This is a genomic window from Polyangium jinanense (assembly GCF_028435265.1).
In the GTDB taxonomy this organism is placed as follows: Bacteria; Myxococcota_A; Polyangia; order Polyangiales; family Polyangiaceae; genus Polyangium; species Polyangium jinanense.
Genome location: NZ_JAGTJK010000008.1, coordinates 226,915 through 244,232 on the forward strand (window position 1 = coordinate 226,915; position 17,318 = coordinate 244,232).

Genomic DNA, 17,318 nt, shown 5'->3' on the forward strand with positions numbered 1-17,318 from the left:
CGATGCTCAGGCTGGCGATCCGCAGGCTGCTGTTCATTCTTCCGACGCTGATCGCGGTCTCGGTCGTCACGTTCCTGTTTCTCTCGTACGTCCCCGATCCGACGGACGATCCGGCGCTCGCCGTGTCGCCCTCCGAGCGGGCGCGCCTGCGCCGGGAGCGGTTCCTCGACCTGCCGCGCTTCGTGAACCTCGGAACGCGTGACGTCCGCACGCAGTCCGCCGAGGCGATGCGCGCGATCGTCGACGGCGACGCCGCGAAGAAAGCGCGTGGGCAGGAAGAGCTCGCGCGGCTCGGCGGCGCGGCACTACCGCATGTGCTGCCCGCGCTCGACTCGCTCGCGCCCGGGCCACGCGCCGAGGTCGCGCTCGCGCTCGCGCCCGTGGGCGAGCGGATGGGTTTTTCGGGGGAGCGGCTCGCGGATCCGGCGCGCGCGGTCGCGTTCTGGACGCGGTTCTGGGACGACCGCGGCATCGAGTTCCGCCGCGCCTCCGTGCGCAGCGCGGTCCGCAGGCTCTCGCGTTACGGCAGCACCTCGCGCGCGGCCGAGTTGCGCGAGCTCGACACGTTCGTGCTGGAGGACGTGCTCGGCGCGCTCGAACATCCGACCGACGCGGCCTCGTTCGAGCGGGCCCGGGCCCTCGTCGACATCGCCGCGCACGTCACGGGCCGCGACGATCGCATCTCGCCCGGCGACGACCACGAAACGGCCCGCGCCTGCGTCGAGCGGTGGGGCTCGTTCTGGATGGTCTACAAGAACGACTTCGTCACGCTCGACGGTCCCTCGCGGATCGCGGCCATCGTGCTGGAAACACGCTACGGCAAGTGGGCGCTCGGCGCCATCACGCGGCGGCTCGGCGTGGGCATCGACGGCGTGCCCGTGCTCGACGGCATTTTCCGACGCGCACCCGTCACGCTGACCCTTGTTTTCGGCTCGATCCTGCTCGCATACGCGGCGGCCGTACCGATCGGTCTCGTCGGGGCGGCGTCGCGCGGGCGGCGTCGCGACGGGATCACGGCGGCCATCGTGCTCGTGCTGTACGCGATCCCCACGGCGTTCTTCGCGATCCTCGCGGCGCGCGGTTATGACGGGCACGGGCTCTTGTTGCCCACGGTCGTGCTCGCGCTCGGCCTCGTGGCCGCGCCGGCACGTCAAGCGCGCGCGGGGCTCGCGTCGGCGTTCGCGCAAGATCACGTGCGGGCTTCGCTCGCGCGGGGGGCGAGCCGCGCGCGTGCGCTCATGGTCCACGCGCTCCCGGGCGCGCTGCTCCCGGTCGTCACGCTCGCCACGCTCGAAGCCCCGATGGCCCTCGGCGGCGCGTTCGTCGTCGAGCGTGTCTTCGGCCTCGAAGGCCTCGGCGCTGCCACGATCGTCGCCGTGCAGTCGCGCGACACGAGCTGGCTCATGGCCGTCTCGATCTTCACGGCCGCGACCGCGACGCTCGGGGTCATCATGACGGACCTCGTGTACACCGCGCTCGATCCTCGGCTCGCGCAGAGCATCCTGCGCCAGAGGCCACGCACATGAGCCATCGCGGGATCGTGCTCCGGCGCGTCGCGCACAGCCGCCGCGCGGGCCTCGGCGCTGCGCTGCTTGGCTTGCTCGTGCTCGTCGGCGTCTTCGCCGAGATCCTCGCCGCGCCCGCGCCGCTCCTCGCCGTAGGACCGCGCGGCGTCGAGCTCCTTCCGGCGATCGTGCACGCCGAGCGGTACGAGCACCTCTCCCAGGACGAAATCGCGCGCTCGTACGCGGACAGCTTCGCCGTCTGGCCCCTCGTGCGATCCGGCCCCAAGGCGTCGAGTGCCGCGGGCCCCTTCGCGCCCTCGTCCCGCGTGCACCCGCTCGGCACCGACGAGAAGGGCCGCGACCTCTTCGCGCGCCTCGTCTACGGCGCGCGCACCGCGCTCGGTCTCTCGCTCGTTGCCGTCCTCCTGAGCGCGCTCCTCGGCGTCCTCCTCGGCGGCCTCTCGGGCATCCGCGGCGGCACCTCGCGTGACGCTCTCGTGCGCCTCGTCGAGACCGTCGACACCTTCCCCGCCATCCTCGTCGTCGCGCTCGTGCGTGCCATCGAGCACGAGCCCTCCGCGCTCTCGCTCGTGCTCGCGGTGGCCTTCGTGCGCTGGGCCGAGGTCGCGCGCCTCGTACATGCCGAGACCTTGCGCGGCGCCTCGGAAGATTATGCTCTCGCCGCGCGTGCCCTCGGCGCCTCGCGTGCGCGCATCTTCATGCGCCACGTGCTCCCGAACGCGCTTGGCCCCGTCACTGTGAGCTCGGTGTTCGGTGTCGCGTCCGTCGTGCTCCTCGAAACGGCGATCTCGTTCCTCGAGATGGGCGCGCCGACGTCGGCGGCGTCCTGGGGCGAGACGCTCGCGCAGGGCGCGCGAAACCCCGCGGCGCTGCGCTTGCTCGTCTTGCCGGTCTTCTTGCTCCTCGTGACCGTGGGCGGCTCGTACCTCGTCGCGGATGCGCTGCGCGACGCGATGGATCCGCGAGCCGCGCGAAAGCGACGGGACGAAACGTACGGTTCGTTCGGGCCTTCCACGGACGAGCCGCACGCATCCCGATGACGATACGTCACCACTCGTGATGGGCTTGCAACGCGTCGCGCACCCGACGTACGTTGGAAAAAGCCCGGTCTCCTTGGAAGGCTTGGGCTCGGCCCGGCGTGCTGACCAACCTCGCCGGGCCTCTTTTCATTTGGGGACCAAGGATCTCACCGGGGAGCGAGCGCGCCGGGCGGCGTCATGACTCGACGGTGATCAGATCCACGGCAAAGCACCGGAGCGCGTGCAGGCTGCGGCGCTGCCAGTGCATCTCGGGGTTCGACAGGAGCCGGATCTTGTACTCCTGACTCCTTTCGAGTTCGCCGAGCTCGCTGATCCAGGACACGAAGCTCTTGAAGCAGGACGAGTTCATGAACTCGAGCTGGCGGAAATCCACCTGCACCTCGGTGGCACTCATCCGCAGAGCCTCGGCGTGCACGCGTGGCAGGAGCGAATCCAAGCTGTCCTTCGCCGCCATGTCCGCGTTGCCCGAGAGGCAGACGACGAGCGAGCGACCTTCCGCGCGCACGCTTGCCGAGAAGTCGCGGAGCGAGACCGAGAGATCCGAGGTCGCGCTCACGCGTTCCTCCGCGCGGCAACGGTCGTTTGCGCCAGGATCGTGACCCTGTCGTCCTCGATGGTGTGGCTCATCGTCATCTCTCCTTCGGCCCGCACGCGCACGATGCCGAGCCCAGAACCAACCTTTCGCTTGGCGCTGCGCGCCATCGCGATCTGGTAGTGGTCGAAGGGATCGTCGTGTCGGCTCATCTCCTCGAAGATAGTGGCGAGCGCGGCGATGTGCTCGGCGTTCGCCCGGTTCGCGAGCCGGATGGAGACCGTGCTCGACGTGTCTCCGGGCTCGAACGTGATGGACAGAAACGTCACGCCGTCGCTCCCGTACTTGACGGCGTTCTCCAGAAGCTCGTGGGTCGCGAGCGCGATCCGCGACACGGTGTCGTGGTCCTCGATCATCCGCTCGTAAAAATCGGTCAGGAACCTCCGAACGACGGAGATGAGCTCGACGTTGGGCCGGAACGTCAGCTCGAAAGCGGTCGGGGTCTCGGTCATCATTCCTCTGCGGATCGGAGGTCCAATCTATCTCAGCCTTCGGCGCGCGTCTCGCTCGCGCGGAACCGCACGACGACGAGCGTCACGTCATCCTCTTGCCCCTTGCCGTGGGAGAAGCGGGCCACGTCGTCGAGGATAACATCGCGAATCCGCTCCACGGGCTCGCCCGCGAGCGCCTCGATCTGCGCCGTGAGTCGCGCCATTCCGTACATTTCGCCCGACGCGGTTCGCGCCTCCGTCACCCCGTCCGTGTAGAGCACCATCACGTCGCCGTCTTCGAGGACGAGCTCGTCGTCCTGCACCGTGCGCGCGACGTCGCGCATCGCGCCGACCCACGGGCCGAGCGTGGGGATCGCTTCAATCTTCCCGGTGCTCGCGCGCAGGACGAGGATGTCCTCGTGCGCGCCGGCGAACACCACGCGTCCGCTCCGGTGGTAGCGCATCACTGTGAGCGTCACGTGCTCATCGTTGCGCAGGCGGTTGCGGATGTTGTCGTAGAGCACGAGGTTCAGCACGCGCACGAGGTCCTTCGGTCGCGCTGACGGATCCTCCCGGCCGAGCGCCGCGATCGCGCTCTGCACCATCAGCATCACGAGCCCCGATTGCAGCCCGTGCCCCGCCACGTCGCCGATCGCGAGGATCCCGCCGCCCTCCACGGGGAAGACGTCGTAGTAGTCGCCGCCGACCTCGCTCGCCGGGATCATCCGCGCCGCCACTTCGAGCCCCGGCACGTCGAGGCGCCGCGGCAGGATCGACGTCTGGATCCGCGCGCTGATCTCGAGCTCTTTTTCGAGTCGCTCCTTCGCCGCCATCTGCTCGCGTGATTCCGCGAGCTCGCGCGCCATCCGGTTCATCGCGTCGCCGAGCGCGCGGAGCTCCATCGGGCCTGTCACGGTCGCCTGCGCGTCGAGCTTCCCGCGCGACACGTCACCCACGAACGCCATGAGCCCGTCGAGCGGACGCGAGAGCCTGCGCGAGAGCACGATCGCGAGCGCCGCCGCCGCCGCGAGCGCGACGAGCGCGATGAGCGCCACGCGCGCCTCGAGCTCGCGGGACGGCGCGAGCGCGCGATCGAGCGAGCGCGCGAGGTGAACGGTGCGCGCCCCGCCCGCGGCCGTATCCAGCGTCCGCGACGTCGATAGATACGGCCCACCCTCGGACGCGGACGACGCCGTGACCATCCGGAGCACCTCGCTCGGCGCCTCCGTCCCATCTTCGAGCTTCGAATGCGCCACCACCGTGGCTCCATCCGTCACCACCACGAGGCTCCCCGTCTGGAGACGCACCTCCTCGACGAGCGCATGGTCGAGTTTGAAGCCGAGCACCAGCACGCCGACCGTCTCGGTGCCGAACGCGAGCCGCCGCGCGACCACCTCGTAGAGCTTCCCCTCGTTCGTCCAGAGCCCGGACTTCTCGCCGCCGCGCAGCGCGCCCGCGATGATCGGATCCTTCGACATGTCGAAGCCCGACGCCTTCGGATCGGCCACGTCCGCGAGCAAGAGCCCCGTTCCGTCCGTCATCAGGAACAGCTCGCTCTTCACAGCTTTGTGCAGCTCGTCGGCCACGCCGTGGACCGTCTCCGGCGACACGTCTTCCGTCGCCACCACGGCTTTGACCCGCGGCTCTTCCGCCACCACGTGCGCCTTCGCTGCATGCGCGCGCAGCCGCTCGGTGCGGTGCGCCTCGAAGACCCGCGCGCTCCGTTCGAGCGCCTCGCCGAGCTCCACCCGCGCGCGCCGCTCCAGCACGATCGCCGCGCTTCCCGCCGTGGCCACCGTGATCGCCGCGATGAGCAGCACGATCCAGAGGAGCAACGTGCTGCGAAACTTCATGGCCGCACCACCACCGTCTTCGGCAGGTGCTCGCGCCCCTTGCCGCTTCGCTTTCCGCCGAACGGGATCTCGATCTTCCCCATCGAACGCTCCTCCGCGGGCACGCCGAGCGCCTCCGAAATCGCCGGCGACGCCGAGCGCCAGGCCACCTCGATCACGAGCGATCCCGGTTGCGGCGCGTCGAGCTCGAACGCGAGCGTGCGCGCCTCGCCCGGCGCGATCCGGTTGTCGCTCTTCTCTGCCCGCGCGAGGTAAAACGGCACTTCACGCCCCGCCTCGTCCACGAGCACCCGCCCGAGCATGCGCTCCTCGCGCGCCTGCATTTGCCCCTTCTCGTCGAGCGCCTGCACGCGCACGACGACCTGCCGCCCGGCCACCCCCGACGGCACCGCGTGCCCTGCGCCTTCGTTCTTCAGCACCACGGACAGCGCGATCTTACCTGCGTGGTCGGTCGCCGACGCGACGATCCCGAGCGCCTTGCGCACGAGCTCGCCCTTCTCGCCCATGAACCCGTGATGCGCCACGCGCACCTTTCGCTCCGTGCCCGTCGCCGCGTAGGTCATCTCCGCCGGCATGTGGCACTCCTGGCAGGCCGTGCCCGAGACCGCGAAGCTCGACGCGCGCCACTCGGTGAACTCGGTGATGATCGGCAAGCTCTTGCCGTCCGCGAGCGGCATCGAGAATGCGTGACAGCCTCCGCAGACGCGCGCGTCGCGGAACGCGGGCGCGCAGCCCACCTTGTGGAAGTAGTTGTCCTTCGCGTCGCAGTACGGCCCGAACTTCCGATTTCCTTCGAGATCAAACGTATACCGCGGCTCGGCCGCGTCCTCTCCGACGTCGCGGATCGCGTGGCACGCCTCGCACGTCACGCCCTCGTCGACCGCCCGCTCCGCCGGAGCCGTGAGCCCCGCAAGCGGCGCGTGACACACCTCGCACACGGGATTCTTCGACTGATCCCGCATCGCGACGTAGAGCGGCGCGTGCCGCGCGCGCGCATGCGCCGACGTCTTCCACTCCGCGTGGAGCATGCTGTGGCAGTCGCCGCATCGATCGGCGGGGAACGCGCGGGCGCGCGGCTTTTCGAGCGAGGGTTTGTCCGGGGGCGGGGATGCGGACGGGGACGCGGACGCTTCTTGCATCGCCGCCGCGCGCGGCGATCCTTCCGGCGGCGTTCTGGGATCGCAGCCGAACGTGAACGCGAGGAGCGCCGTTACTTGTAGCGGCCGTATGGCGTCCCGTCCTTTCTCAGGTGCCGCTTCGGCGACGCGCCTTCCGCGAGCGTCGGCTTGAACGACGCCGTCCCGCCCGCGGCCACCGTCACCTCGCCTCGCACCTCGGGCCCGTGCACTTGCCACGCCACGACCGGGTAGGTCCCTGCGGGCACGTTCTTGATCTGGAACGATCCATCCGCGCCCGTCACGGCGTAGAAGCCGTTGTCGAGCACCTTGATCTTCGTGACCATGTGCGGGTGGATGTTGCAGTAGACGTCCACCACGCCGGCCTCGCGGAACGTGACAGACTTGCTCTCGCCGCTCTTGTAGAGCCCGAGATCGAAGCGCGCGGCCTTCGAGACCGAAAACACGTTGTGGAAGACCTTGTCGTCGTTCGGGAACTCCACGGTCGTCCCCTTCACGATGACCATCAGCCCCGGCGTGAACGTGAGGTTCTTCTGTCGAATCTCGCGCTTGCCGGCCGGCGCCGGCGAGCCGGGCGCGTTCTCGAGGTAGACCACGATGCCCGATCGATCGGCCTTCGGCGCGTCGTCCACGAGGACCGTCACCACGCCCGAGACGTTGCCCGCGGCTGGCGCCTCGGCGCGGCTTACGCGCGGGGAGAAGGAGACGGTGAGCGGGATCGTCACCACGCCGAGGGGGATCAGGAGGCCTAGGAGGCGAGACCAGAGACGCATGCGCCATTCTCCTCGGGAGCGTCAGTATTTCAGGAGCATCGAGCTCGTGAACACGTCGTTGGGAAACTGGGGGGCGCGGCCCAGCTCGCGGTTCAGATTGTACTCGGCCTTGAGGATGAGATGGGTCCCGAGCTCCATCCGCACCCCGGCCGTCGCGCGCAGGACCTGGGACTGGTAGACGAAGCTCACGCCGCTCCGATGTACTGCATCACGCGCGTCGACCCGAGCATACGGCGTGAGCCAGTTCAGCACCCGATATCCCACGAGCGCATAACCACCGCGGTACCGGAGGCAGGGGGCGAGGCCACATTTCGTGTCCCCCGCGGCGCTCTTCCCATCGATGACGCCCTGCATGACCTCGGCCGTCACCTCCAGATCGCGCCAATCGAGGTGTAGGTCCACGCCGACGTGCGTGTGCAGCGCGTCCTCGGCGCTTTGCAGGTCCTGCGCGCCGATCGAGCCCGAGAGCCCCACCTCGAGCCCGGCCCCGAGCGGCGCGCGCGAGGCGATCCGGCCCGCCACGGTCTTCCAGTCGTTTCGATCGATCTCGCCGTGAAATGGGAACGACTCGCTCCCGTGGCTGCCGTTCGTCACGGCCACGTTCAAGATCATCGCGCCGTCCCAGAATTTCCCGCGCGCCTTCAGCCCGAGCGGAGATCCGCAGGTGTATCGACAGAGCAAAGACGGCGTCACCGTGAGCCTGTCGGGCGCCTCGCGGCTCCGGTACTCCCAGCCGAGCACCGAATCGAACTTCCCGGCATAGAGGCTGAGCTCGAAGCGCTCGATCGGGACGAGGTACTCGGCGTACGCAAGCTTGACGTCGATGAAATCGCCGAGCGCCCGATCCCCGGGCGCCGAGACGTCCCGCGTCCGCGGCGCGAAGTCGATCGACGCCGTCAGCGTGAGGTCCTCCCGCGGTGCCGCGAAGAGCTGCATGTTGAGCGCGTTCACGGCGAACGACGATTTTCCGCCGCTATCGATCGCGTCGAACGTGAGCGCCCGTGATTCGCCGGTGTCGGCCGGCTCGCCGCGCGCGTTCACCATCGTCGAGAGCGGGTCCCCATAAAAGACCCACGACGCGGGGATGTCGCCCTCGTACTCCGGGAAATACCGGTACCCGCGGTCACTCCGTATCCCCGAACCGTTGCCCGTGGCCCGGAAAAACCCGAAGTCGAGGTAGCCGCCGAGCTTGCTCACGATCGGCAGAAGCCTCGTGATCTGCTGGTCGACGTAGCTCGCGTCGTCCTCGAGCTTCGCGACTTTCTCGCGTACGGCCTCGTTCTGTTTTGCCGCGCGCTCGAGCTCCGCCACGCGCTCGCGCATGCGGCGGTTCTCCTCTTCGAGCGCCCGAAGCCGCGCTTCGACCCGCTCCGAGGCCGAAGGTTCACGCCCGTTCGTCGCGGCGTTCCCATCCCCGTCCGTGGCCCGCGCAACACGAGGCACGATTCCGACGACGGACAGGAAGAGCACGATCGCAAGCCGCTTCCTCATGTCCCGATGCGACCCTACAGGGACCGAACGGCCCCGTCGAGCGTTGATTGCGCTCCCGCTTCTCTCTTTGCTTCGGTATGATGCCTGCCGTCCAGGGGGCGCCATTGTTGTCCGAACCCGTGAGCGATCCTGCCGTGCGGAAAGGGGCGACTTGAGCCCGACCGCGCTTCCCAGCGAGCTCCTCGCGCGTTTCCGCGGCGTGGCGCTCGAACGGCTCGACCGCGTCGAGAGCGATTGGGGCAACTTCATGCACGGCGGGGGCCGGCCCGAGGTCGCCGCCGTGATGCAGCAAGAGCTGCACACGCTGAAGGGCGAAGCCCGGATGATGCACTTCGGCGGGCTCGCCACCCTCTGCCACGCGCTCGAAGGTCTCGTCGCGGCCGTGGCGAGGCGCAGTCGGCGCGTGCCCGAAGAGGTCGATCTCGTCGTGACCATGGCCATCCGGTTCATGGTCGTGATGCTTCGCAAGAAGGACGCAGCCTCGAGCGCGGGGATGGACGTCGACGGGTTCGTGCAGCAGATCGAGGAGATCGTCGCCGAGGTCGCGGCCGACGAGCCCGAAACCCCGGCGCCCGTCCCCGGGTCCCGCAGCGCCCCGGTCGACCTGCGCGATCGCGTGTCGATGGCCACGCAGCAGCGCCTCGCCGCCCTCGCGGTGCGGGTCTTTCTGGAGCATGTCGCGGCCGGGCGCGCGCGCGGGCGGCTCGGCGACGTGGTCCACGCGCTCTCCGAGGAGGTCACCTCGCTCTCGGCCGTCTCCCTCGCGCCGCGGCTCGCGCCCCACGAAGCGGGAGCGCGTGGCCTCGCGGAGAGCCTCGGCAAGGAGGTCCGCGTGGCCTTCGACGTGGGTGACGTGCGCGTCCGCGCCGAGGTCGCCGAGTCCGTCGAGGTCGTCCTGCTCCACGCCCTCCGCAACGCGGTGGATCACGGCATCGAGCGGCCCGAGGCGCGCCGCGCCGCGGGCAAGGCGTCCATGGCCTCGATCCGCGTCTCGGCGCGGCAGAAGGGCGGCGAGATCGAGATCACGGTCGAGGACGACGGCGCGGGCGTGAACCTCGAGGCGGTGCGGAGGCGCGCGATCGACCTCGGCCTCTCCACGCCGGAGCTCGCCCTGCGCGCGCAGGACGACGAGCTCACGGAGCTGCTCTTTCGCCCGGGCCTGTCCACGCGCACCAAGGTCACGGACGTCTCGGGCCGCGGCATCGGCCTCGATGCGGCGCGCGCGGCCATCCAGCGCGTCGGCGGCTGTATCTCCATCACCACGCGCCGCGGCCAGGGCACGCTCCTCGTGCTCCGCGTCCCCCAGGCGAGCCACCTGCTCCCCGTCGTGTGTTTTCCTGCGCGGGGCGCCGATCTCGTCCTCGCCGTGGCGGCCGGCCCCGGCGTCCGCGTCGTGCCCGCCGAAGGGGGCATGCCGGCCCTCGATCCGGTGGAATACTTTGATATGGCGCCACCGGGTGGTGCGCGGAGCGGCGAGGGGGTTCGGATCGAGGTCCGGCGCGGGGAAGCTCGCTTCACGTTGCGGGCCGGCGGAGCGCCTTACGCGGCCGTGGCCACGCGCCTTTGTCCGACGGCCGACGATTGCCCAGCCGAGATCGTGACCGTCGATGGGGCCGAGGTCCTGCTCGTGCGGCCCGAGGTATTCTGACTCCGTCCATACCCGGTTTTTCCGCCACGCGCGTGAATCGTGCCCTACGTTTACGTCCTTCTTGCCGTAGCAACGGCTCCTCGATACCATGCCGTCAATGGCCCCAGCATGACGCTCGGGCAGAACCCCCCTCGTCCGGCGAGAGGCAGCCATGAGCGCGACGAAGCGACGGATTCTCGTGGTCGACGACAGCGAGATTTGCCGTGAGCTGGTCAAGCTGCTCCTGCAATCTCGCGGCTTCGAGGTGATCACGCTCGACTCGCCGTTCGGCTTCGGCGCGGCTGTGGCGCGTGAGCAGCCGGATCTCGTGCTCGTGGACGTCAACATGCCGGCGTTGCACGGGGGCAAGCTGGTCGAGGTGGCGCTCCAGAAGGGCATCCTCTCGTGCCCCATCGTTTTTCACTCCGACCGGCCGGCGCGGGAGCTCCAGAGCCTCGTTTTGAGCACGGGCGCCTCGGGCTTCATCTCGAAGACGAACGACGGTGACGAGCTCGCCTCGCGCATCGAAGAGTATCTGAATGGCACGTGGCAGAAGCGGGACCGCGCCCCGGAGAGCATCCGGCCGAGCACGGCGCCGCCGGGCCCGCGCACCGACGTCCCGCCGCGCATGACGCGCCCCTCGGAGGTCCCGCCCCTCTCCGGCTCCACGTCCCAATCGCTCCCGCCCTTGTCCGCCGCCGCGCTCTCGTCGCGCAACGCGGACGCCGCGCCTTTGTCGCAGCGCAGCTTCGACGCGGCGCCTCTCTCGCAACGCTCGCCCGACGCGGCGCCCCACTCGCAGCGGACGATCACGTCGTCCACGGGCTGGGTGCGCGGGAAATTCTGAAATCGCTACGTTACGGCAGGTTGCAGGTCGTGTTGACGTAGGTCCGCCAGACCTGCTGGGCTGATCCGATGGGCCTGCCGATCGCGCTCGTCAGCCGGACGTTGCGCCGGATGAGCCGGGCGCAGCCTTGGTTGTGGAATCGCCGGAGATACTGGGCCGCCGCGTTTTTGCATTCGACGACGTCCTGCCACGTGCACGTCCGCTCCGGCTCCGGCAGCGGGACGAAGTCCCCGCTCGCGAGCCGCCTGTGGCCCCAGGGCATGGGCGTATACCCTTGCGCGATGTCCTGACACGCCTGATTCGCGGCGTCCCAGCCCATTTGAAAAGGATTCCGGGTGCAAGCCGCATCGGCGGCCGCGCTCGTGAAGAGGCCCGCGATCAGCAATGCGGCGCCGGCCCAGTAGCTCTTCATGGTGACTCCCCCCGAGGGAATGCCGCCCGACCCCCCTGGCCGAGCAGGCAGACCGTCTCATGCGGGACATGGAGCCCGTCCGTCCGGCGTCAATCGCCCGGCTGTCGCCCGAGCACCCGCGCGCCGAGCTCCGGAAAGTCCGTCATGATCCCGTCCACGCCCATCGCGACGAGCGCGCGCATCTCGGCTTCCTCGTTGATCACCCACGCGTGCACCTCGAGCCCACACGCGTGCGCGACCTCCACGAAATACGGCGTCACGATCGGGATCCCCGCGAGGCTCGTCGGCACCTGCAAGGCAAACCCCCGCGCCACGTAGCCCGGGTTTCCCCCATTGCAGAGGAATTCCAGCGACTCGGGCAGGCACATCCCGGTCAAGACCCCCGGGATCCGCCGCCGGATCTTCTCCATCAAGGACCCGGGCTCCGCCGTCAAGAGCACCCGCTCTCGCCCTTCGTGCCGATGGAGCACCCATTGCACCGCGGAGACCAGCGACTCCGCGTCGTCCTTGAGCTCGATGTTGAGCGGCACGCCAGGGAAGGACGTCAGCACCTCGGCGAGCGTCGGGATCCGGATGCCGCGGCCCCGGAATGGGTAGGCGCCGTCCGGATCCTGGAACCCGTATCCCGCGTCGAGCTCACGAGTCTCGGAAAAACGTTTTTTCGAGGCCGGCCCCGCGCCGTCCGTCGTGCGCGCCACGTCCTCGTCGTGCAGCACGATCACTTCCTCGTCGGCCGTGAGGTGCACGTCGAGCTCGAGGCGGTCCGCCCCCGCCGCGAGCGCGGCGGCGAAGGCGGGCAACGTGTTCTCGGGCGCCGTACCGGAGGCGCCGCGGTGCGCGAACAGGCGGGGGCGGGGGCCGTCCTTGTAATGCATGGTGATCAGGGGATCGTCACGGGCACCGTGGCCGTGTTGTTGTCGAGGCTCACCTCCTCGAACTCCCGGCTCGGGTTGAGCTTCACCTGGATGAAGTACTCACCCGCCGGCACGTCCGTGATGTCGAGCCACTGGCAATCGAGCGTGTTGCCGTAAAGATCCGACCAGCCGCGCTGGATGCCCTGATCCTCGCACGTGTAGATCTTGTTGCAGCCCACGTTCGGGCCGAAGGCGATCTGCTGCGTGTCCTCCATGCAATACGCCTGCTTGCGCCCGGTCACGACCTCCTTGCCGTTCTTGTCGAGCAGCGCGTACGTCGCGAACCCGTTGAAGTGGTAATGGCCGTGGCAGGGCGAGAACAGGAACAGGTCCGGCCGCTCCGACGGCGGTGGCACCGTCAGCGTCGCCATGCCCTGGTTCTTCGCCTCCACGCTGAAGCGCAGGAGCTTTCGTTCGCCCGTCCCGCCCACGCACTCCTCGATGAACGCGCACGAGTTCGGGCTCACGTCGAGCTTGTCGAAGAGGATCTCCTCGGCGAGCCGCTTCTCGTCGATTACGAGGTCCGCCATCGGCTCGTTCGCCGCGTGGCAGCCGCAGTCCGTCCCGCAGAACTCGCCCGCGCCGCAGGGCGGATCACACACGGGCGCCTCGTTGTTGCAGTCCGCGAACACCTGGCATTTCGACGTCGCCGGCACGCAGAGCGAGCCCTCGGCGCACGTCCCGCACGTCCCGCCGCAGCCGTCGTCGCCGCATTGTTTGTCCTGGCAATCCGGCGTGCACGGGTCGGGACGGCATTTGCCCTCGGCCGAGCAGGCGAAGCCCGTATCGCACGTCCCGCAGTCGCCGCCGCAGCCGTCGTCCGTGCCGCAATAGAGACCGTCGCAATGCGGCACGCAGCCGTTCGCCGTGAACTTCACCTGCAGGTCGAACGCGCCGTACTGGGACGCGTCGAACCCGTCGACGATGAGGTAATACGTCCCCGGATCGAGCGCCGCATCCACGCGCGAGCCGTAATCGCCGGGCGGCGAGGCGTCGTCGCTGCAGCCCACGGTCGCCGCGGGTTTGTTGTCGAGGCAATTCGTCCGGATGTGAAGCACCGTATCGTAGCCGGAGACGCGCGCCTCGATGCCCATCTTCTCCGTCAGCGTGAACGTGTAGACCGTCTCCACCGCCGTGCTCGTCGAGTTGCACGTCGGCACGACCTCGTGCAGGCCGTTCGTCGTGTCCCCCGTGATCTGGTGGACCCCGAGGAATTCCGTGCCCGCCGGGAGCAGCTCGAGCGGCGCCGCGCAGGAGCCCGGCTGGTTCGCGGGTTTGCACTCGTTCGTCGCGTTCGCGCACGCCTCACCCGCGGGACAGCTCCCGCAGCTCCCGCCGCAGCCGTCGTCGCCGCAGACCTTGCCCGTACAGTCGGGCGTGCAATCCGACGTGCACGACGCACACCCCGGCCCGAGCTCGTGCTTGCAGGTGTCCGTGGCCTCGTCGCAAGAGTCCGCCGTGCATTCGGCGCCGTCGTCACACGGGTCTTTCCCGTTTACACACTGGCCCGCGACGAGCCGCTCCGCGCCGTTGCAGTAGACGCCGTCGCTGCACGTGAGCTCCGTCGCGGGCGAGGTGATCGGCTCGCCGAATCTCGCGCCCTCGTATTGCGCGTTGAAGTTCAGCTTGAAGAGGCCCGTGCGCACGGGCGCCGTCAGCGTGCCCGTAAACGTGCCGCGGCCGTCCGGATCCACCTCGCCGGAGAGCGCGAGCGATGCGCTCGCGAAGCCCTGCCCCTCCGGGAGCGTGAGCGTGACCTCGCCGGGCACCCACGTCGCTTGCCCGCTGTTTCGTGCGTCGACCTTGACGTTGACCGTGCCGCCGGGCTTGGCGCGCGCGTCGATCGTGACGACCGCGTCTGCGATCGCGAACTCGGAGACGTCGTCCGAGCAGCCGGGAACGAGCACGTGGAGGGCCGGGAGGAAGCAGAGCGGGATGAGCCGTCGATATCGCATGCGAAGCCTCGCCTTTGGAGTGCGGAAGGGGCCGGGAGCGCGGCCCTCGGATCTCGCATGATAAGCGGACTCGCGGCGCGATCCACGCGCGAAATGTGGGGGCAGCCGGGCCGTCCCCGGCGACGAGCGCCGCGGCTTCAGGCGCCCGCGCGTTCGGGGTTCTTTGCCATGTACTCGGCGAGCCCCTTCGTCGCCATTGCGCGGACCTTGCCCTGCAAGAAGGGCGTCCATCCGAGCAGGATCCCCGCGGGCCCGAGCGCCATCCGTGTCCAGCGCCAGAGGTCGAATCGGTCCGTGTGGCGGGCGATCTTTCCGTCGCGGAACTCGAACGAGGCGTCGACCACGTTGTGCACGTGTCTCCCTGTGGCCGAAAACGAATAGTGGGCCTCCCAGTGCGCGCTTCCCGTGGAATCATCGGCGCGCACGTCGCTGAATTCGAGCGTGAGGTCTTTCCCTCGCTCGCAGAGCATGCGCCACATCCCGCGCGCTCCGGCCGCGTCGAGGCCCACGAAAACCGAGTCCGAGAACGTGACGTCTCGGTGATAACAGGCGATCATTCCCTCGGCGTCGCGCTTCTGAAACGCCCGATAAAATTGCTCGATCAAGGCTTGATTGGGGTGCATGGCAGGCGAGCGAGCGGACCACGGGCCGGTGAGGACGTCAAGCCGAAGGGCCGCGGAGAACCCATGTGTGTCGTTCGGGCGTTGACGCCGGGCCGAGCTTCGACCAGACCCACGGCTCGACCTAGGGGAGCCTCTGGCTGAGACGGTCTGCCGCTTTTTGTGGCGGGTCGAACCCTTGGAACCTGAACCGGTTCGTACCGGCGGAGGGAAGTGTCATGAGCACCGTGAAACAGCAGCGGGTCGACGAGGCCCGCCTCCAGACCATCACGCGCGGGCCGCTGCCCGGATCGAAGAAGTCGTACCAGACGGGCGTCCTCCACCCGGACCTGCGCGTCCCGCTGCGCGAAATCTCGCAAACACCGACGCGGGAAGGCTACGGCGACGCGGTGCGTCTCGTGCCGAACCCGCCCGTCTGCGTCTACGACACGAGCGGCCCGTACACCGATCCCGAGGCCGAGATCGACGTCAGGAAGGGCCTCGCGCCGCTGCGCGCCGCGTGGATTCGCTCGCGCGAGGACGTCGTCGAACTCCCGCGCGTGAGCTCGGAGTATGGGCAGAAGCGCCTCGACGATCGCTCGCTCGACGCATTGCGGTTTCATGCGCCCCGCCGGCCGCTGCGCGCCGCGGCCGGGAAAAACGTCACGCAGATGCATTATGCGCGGCGCGGGATCATCACGCCCGAGATGGAGTTCGTCGCGATTCGCGAGCAGCAGCGGGCCGCGGAGCGCATCCGCAAGCAGCACCCGGGGCGCTCGTTCGGCGCGGCGATCCCCGAGAAGATCACGCCGGAGTTCGTCCGCGACGAGGTCGCCCGCGGCAGGGCCATCATCCCGGCGAACGTCAATCACCCCGAGCTCGAGCCGATGATCATCGGCCGCAACTTCCTCGTGAAGATCAACGCGAACATCGGCAACAGCGCGGTCACCTCCTCGATCGAGGAGGAGGTCGAGAAGATGGTCTGGTCCATCCGCTGGGGCGCCGATACCGTGATGGATCTTTCCACGGGCCGGAACATCCACGAGACGCGCGAGTGGATTCTCCGCAATGCCCCCGTCCCGATCGGCACGGTGCCGATTTACCAGGCGCTCGAAAAGGTCGGCGGCAAGGCCGAGGACCTCACCTGGGAGATCTATCGCGACACGCTGATCGAGCAGGCCGAGCAGGGCGTCGATTACTTCACGATTCACGCGGGCGTTTTGCTCCGGTACGTCCCGCTCACGGCGAATCGATTGACGGGTATCGTCTCGCGCGGCGGATCCATTCTCGCGAAATGGTGTCTCGCGCACCACGAGGAGAACTTCCTCTACACGCATTTCGAGGAGATCTGCGAGATCATGCGGGCCTACGACGTGAGCTTCTCGCTCGGCGATGGCCTCCGGCCCGGCAGCATCGCGGACGCGAACGACGACGCGCAGATGGGCGAGCTCGCGACGCTCGGCGAGCTCACGCAGATCGCCTGGAAGCACGACGTGCAGGTCATGATCGAAGGCCCCGGCCACGTGCCGATGCACATGATCGAGCACAACATGACCGAGCAGCTCCGCATCTGTCACGAGGCGCCGTTTTATACGCTCGGGCCGCTCACGACCGACATCGCCCCCGGCTACGACCATTTCACGAGCGGCATCGGCGCCGCCATGATCGGCTGGTTCGGCACGGCGATGCTCTGTTACGTCACGCCGAAGGAGCACCTCGGGCTGCCGAATCGCGACGACGTGAAGGAGGGCGTGATCACCTACAAGATCGCGGCGCACGCGGCCGATCTCGCGAAGGGTCACCCGGGCGCGCAGGCGCGCGACGACGCGATGAGCAAGGCGCGCTTCGAGTTCCGCTGGGAGGACCAGTTCAACCTGGGCCTCGATCCCGAGCGGGCCCGCGCGTTCCACGACGAGACGCTCCCGAGCGAGAATGCCAAGGTCGCCCATTTCTGCTCGATGTGCGGCCCCCATTTCTGCTCGATGAAGATCACCGAGGACGTGCGCAAATACGCCGCCGAGAAGGGCGAGGTCCTGCCGGAGAAGGCGCTCGTGCGTGGCATGAAGGAGAAGAGCGCCGAGTTCGTCGAGGGCGGGAGCGAGATCTACCGGAAGGTTTGACG

General features: G+C 68.9%; 15 protein-coding genes and 1 riboswitch. Of the genes, 5 read left to right on the forward strand and 10 right to left on the reverse strand.

Annotated features, from left to right (window positions below; genetic code table 11):
- The first annotated feature begins 2 nt into the window (after window positions 1-2).
- Both KEG38_RS18765 and KEG38_RS18770 read left to right on the forward strand, forming a co-directional pair.
- Window positions 3-1,526, forward strand: a complete 1,524-nt coding sequence (locus KEG38_RS18765; protein ID WP_272421077.1) for an ABC transporter permease subunit — start codon at window positions 3-5, stop codon at window positions 1,524-1,526.
- Window positions 1,523-2,566, forward strand: a complete 1,044-nt coding sequence (locus tag KEG38_RS18770; protein WP_272421078.1) for an ABC transporter permease — start codon at window positions 1,523-1,525, stop codon at window positions 2,564-2,566. Before KEG38_RS18765 ends, KEG38_RS18770 begins: the two co-directional genes overlap by 4 nt.
- 175 nt (window positions 2,567-2,741) lie before the next feature.
- On the opposite strand, the gene KEG38_RS18775 is transcribed toward KEG38_RS18770, so the two are convergent.
- The 6 genes from KEG38_RS18775 to KEG38_RS18800 all read right to left on the reverse strand — a co-directional run bounded on the left by KEG38_RS18775 (window position 2,742) and on the right by KEG38_RS18800 (window position 8,842).
- On the reverse strand, window positions 2,742-3,122 hold the full coding sequence (locus KEG38_RS18775; protein ID WP_272421079.1) for an STAS domain-containing protein: 381 nt from the start codon (window positions 3,120-3,122) through the stop codon (window positions 2,742-2,744).
- Window positions 3,119-3,610 (reverse strand): hypothetical protein, encoded by a 492-nt coding sequence (locus tag KEG38_RS18780; RefSeq protein WP_272421080.1) that lies wholly within the window; start codon window positions 3,608-3,610, stop codon window positions 3,119-3,121. Before KEG38_RS18780 ends, KEG38_RS18775 begins: the two co-directional genes overlap by 4 nt.
- A gap of 32 nt (window positions 3,611-3,642) precedes the next feature.
- Window positions 3,643-5,442: a PP2C family protein-serine/threonine phosphatase gene (locus tag KEG38_RS18785; RefSeq protein WP_272421081.1), complete on the reverse strand. Its 1,800-nt coding sequence runs from the start codon at window positions 5,440-5,442 to the stop codon at window positions 3,643-3,645.
- On the reverse strand, window positions 5,439-6,581 hold the full coding sequence (locus KEG38_RS18790; RefSeq protein ID WP_272421082.1) for a multiheme c-type cytochrome: 1,143 nt from the start codon (window positions 6,579-6,581) through the stop codon (window positions 5,439-5,441). Before KEG38_RS18790 ends, KEG38_RS18785 begins: the two co-directional genes overlap by 4 nt.
- A gap of 71 nt (window positions 6,582-6,652) precedes the next feature.
- On the reverse strand, window positions 6,653-7,351 hold the full coding sequence (locus tag KEG38_RS18795; protein ID WP_272421083.1) for a plastocyanin/azurin family copper-binding protein: 699 nt from the start codon (window positions 7,349-7,351) through the stop codon (window positions 6,653-6,655).
- Window positions 7,352-7,372: 21 nt separating this feature from the next.
- The gene (locus KEG38_RS18800) at window positions 7,373-8,842 is read right to left on the reverse strand and encodes a hypothetical protein (protein ID WP_272421084.1); all 1,470 of its coding nucleotides are present in this window, start codon (window positions 8,840-8,842) and stop codon (window positions 7,373-7,375) included.
- Window positions 8,843-8,993: 151 nt separating this feature from the next.
- Here KEG38_RS18800 and KEG38_RS18805 point away from each other — a divergent pair, with 151 nt between their 5' ends.
- Window positions 8,994-10,490, forward strand: coding sequence for an ATP-binding protein (locus KEG38_RS18805; RefSeq protein WP_272421085.1), 1,497 nt, complete (start codon window positions 8,994-8,996; stop codon window positions 10,488-10,490).
- Between the two features lie 151 nt (window positions 10,491-10,641).
- The gene (locus KEG38_RS18810) at window positions 10,642-11,316 is read left to right on the forward strand and encodes a response regulator (protein ID WP_272421086.1); all 675 of its coding nucleotides are present in this window, start codon (window positions 10,642-10,644) and stop codon (window positions 11,314-11,316) included.
- A gap of 10 nt (window positions 11,317-11,326) precedes the next feature.
- Here the strand turns inward: KEG38_RS18810 and KEG38_RS18815 are convergent, their stop codons facing one another.
- From KEG38_RS18815 to KEG38_RS18830, 4 genes are all read right to left on the reverse strand, one after another.
- On the reverse strand, window positions 11,327-11,728 hold the full coding sequence (locus KEG38_RS18815; RefSeq protein WP_272421087.1) for a hypothetical protein: 402 nt from the start codon (window positions 11,726-11,728) through the stop codon (window positions 11,327-11,329).
- A gap of 89 nt (window positions 11,729-11,817) precedes the next feature.
- Window positions 11,818-12,603 (reverse strand): glycerophosphodiester phosphodiesterase family protein, encoded by a 786-nt coding sequence (locus KEG38_RS18820; RefSeq protein ID WP_272421088.1) that lies wholly within the window; start codon window positions 12,601-12,603, stop codon window positions 11,818-11,820.
- Window positions 12,604-12,608: 5 nt separating this feature from the next.
- Complete coding sequence (locus KEG38_RS18825) at window positions 12,609-14,597, reverse strand: lysyl oxidase family protein (RefSeq protein WP_272421089.1); 1,989 nt, start codon at window positions 14,595-14,597, stop codon at window positions 12,609-12,611.
- Between the two features lie 137 nt (window positions 14,598-14,734).
- Window positions 14,735-15,220 carry a nuclear transport factor 2 family protein gene (locus KEG38_RS18830; protein WP_272421090.1) on the reverse strand — a complete coding sequence of 162 codons (486 nt, stop codon included), beginning with the start codon at window positions 15,218-15,220 and terminating at the stop codon, window positions 14,735-14,737.
- 113 nt (window positions 15,221-15,333) lie between these two features.
- Window positions 15,334-15,447: riboswitch (TPP riboswitch) on the forward strand.
- On the opposite strand from KEG38_RS18830, the gene thiC reads away from it, so the two are divergent.
- Window positions 15,436-17,316: a phosphomethylpyrimidine synthase ThiC gene (thiC, locus tag KEG38_RS18835; RefSeq protein ID WP_272421091.1), complete on the forward strand. Its 1,881-nt coding sequence runs from the start codon at window positions 15,436-15,438 to the stop codon at window positions 17,314-17,316. It overlaps the preceding riboswitch by 12 nt.
- Window positions 17,317-17,318 lie beyond the last annotated feature (2 nt).

What these genes read in the sequence shown, in the direction of transcription:
- KEG38_RS18765 (WP_272421077.1), top strand. Translation starts at nt 3, where the DNA reads ATGCTCAGGCTGGCGATCCGCAGGCTGCTGTTCATTCTTCCGACGCTG.
- KEG38_RS18770 (WP_272421078.1), top strand. Translation starts at nt 1,523, where the DNA reads ATGAGCCATCGCGGGATCGTGCTCCGGCGCGTCGCGCACAGCCGCCGC.
- KEG38_RS18780 (WP_272421080.1), bottom strand. Translation starts at nt 3,610, where the DNA reads ATGACCGAGACCCCGACCGCTTTCGAGCTGACGTTCCGGCCCAACGTC.
- KEG38_RS18785 (WP_272421081.1), bottom strand. Translation starts at nt 5,442, where the DNA reads ATGAAGTTTCGCAGCACGTTGCTCCTCTGGATCGTGCTGCTCATCGCG.
- KEG38_RS18790 (WP_272421082.1), bottom strand. Translation starts at nt 6,581, where the DNA reads ATGCAAGAAGCGTCCGCGTCCCCGTCCGCATCCCCGCCCCCGGACAAA.
- KEG38_RS18795 (WP_272421083.1), bottom strand. Translation starts at nt 7,351, where the DNA reads ATGCGTCTCTGGTCTCGCCTCCTAGGCCTCCTGATCCCCCTCGGCGTG.
- KEG38_RS18800 (WP_272421084.1), bottom strand. Translation starts at nt 8,842, where the DNA reads ATGAGGAAGCGGCTTGCGATCGTGCTCTTCCTGTCCGTCGTCGGAATC.
- KEG38_RS18810 (WP_272421086.1), top strand. Translation starts at nt 10,642, where the DNA reads ATGAGCGCGACGAAGCGACGGATTCTCGTGGTCGACGACAGCGAGATT.
- KEG38_RS18815 (WP_272421087.1), bottom strand. Translation starts at nt 11,728, where the DNA reads ATGAAGAGCTACTGGGCCGGCGCCGCATTGCTGATCGCGGGCCTCTTC.
- KEG38_RS18820 (WP_272421088.1), bottom strand. Translation starts at nt 12,603, where the DNA reads ATGCATTACAAGGACGGCCCCCGCCCCCGCCTGTTCGCGCACCGCGGC.
- KEG38_RS18825 (WP_272421089.1), bottom strand. Translation starts at nt 14,597, where the DNA reads ATGCGATATCGACGGCTCATCCCGCTCTGCTTCCTCCCGGCCCTCCAC.
- KEG38_RS18830 (WP_272421090.1), bottom strand. Translation starts at nt 15,220, where the DNA reads ATGCACCCCAATCAAGCCTTGATCGAGCAATTTTATCGGGCGTTTCAG.
- thiC (WP_272421091.1), top strand. Translation starts at nt 15,436, where the DNA reads ATGAGCACCGTGAAACAGCAGCGGGTCGACGAGGCCCGCCTCCAGACC.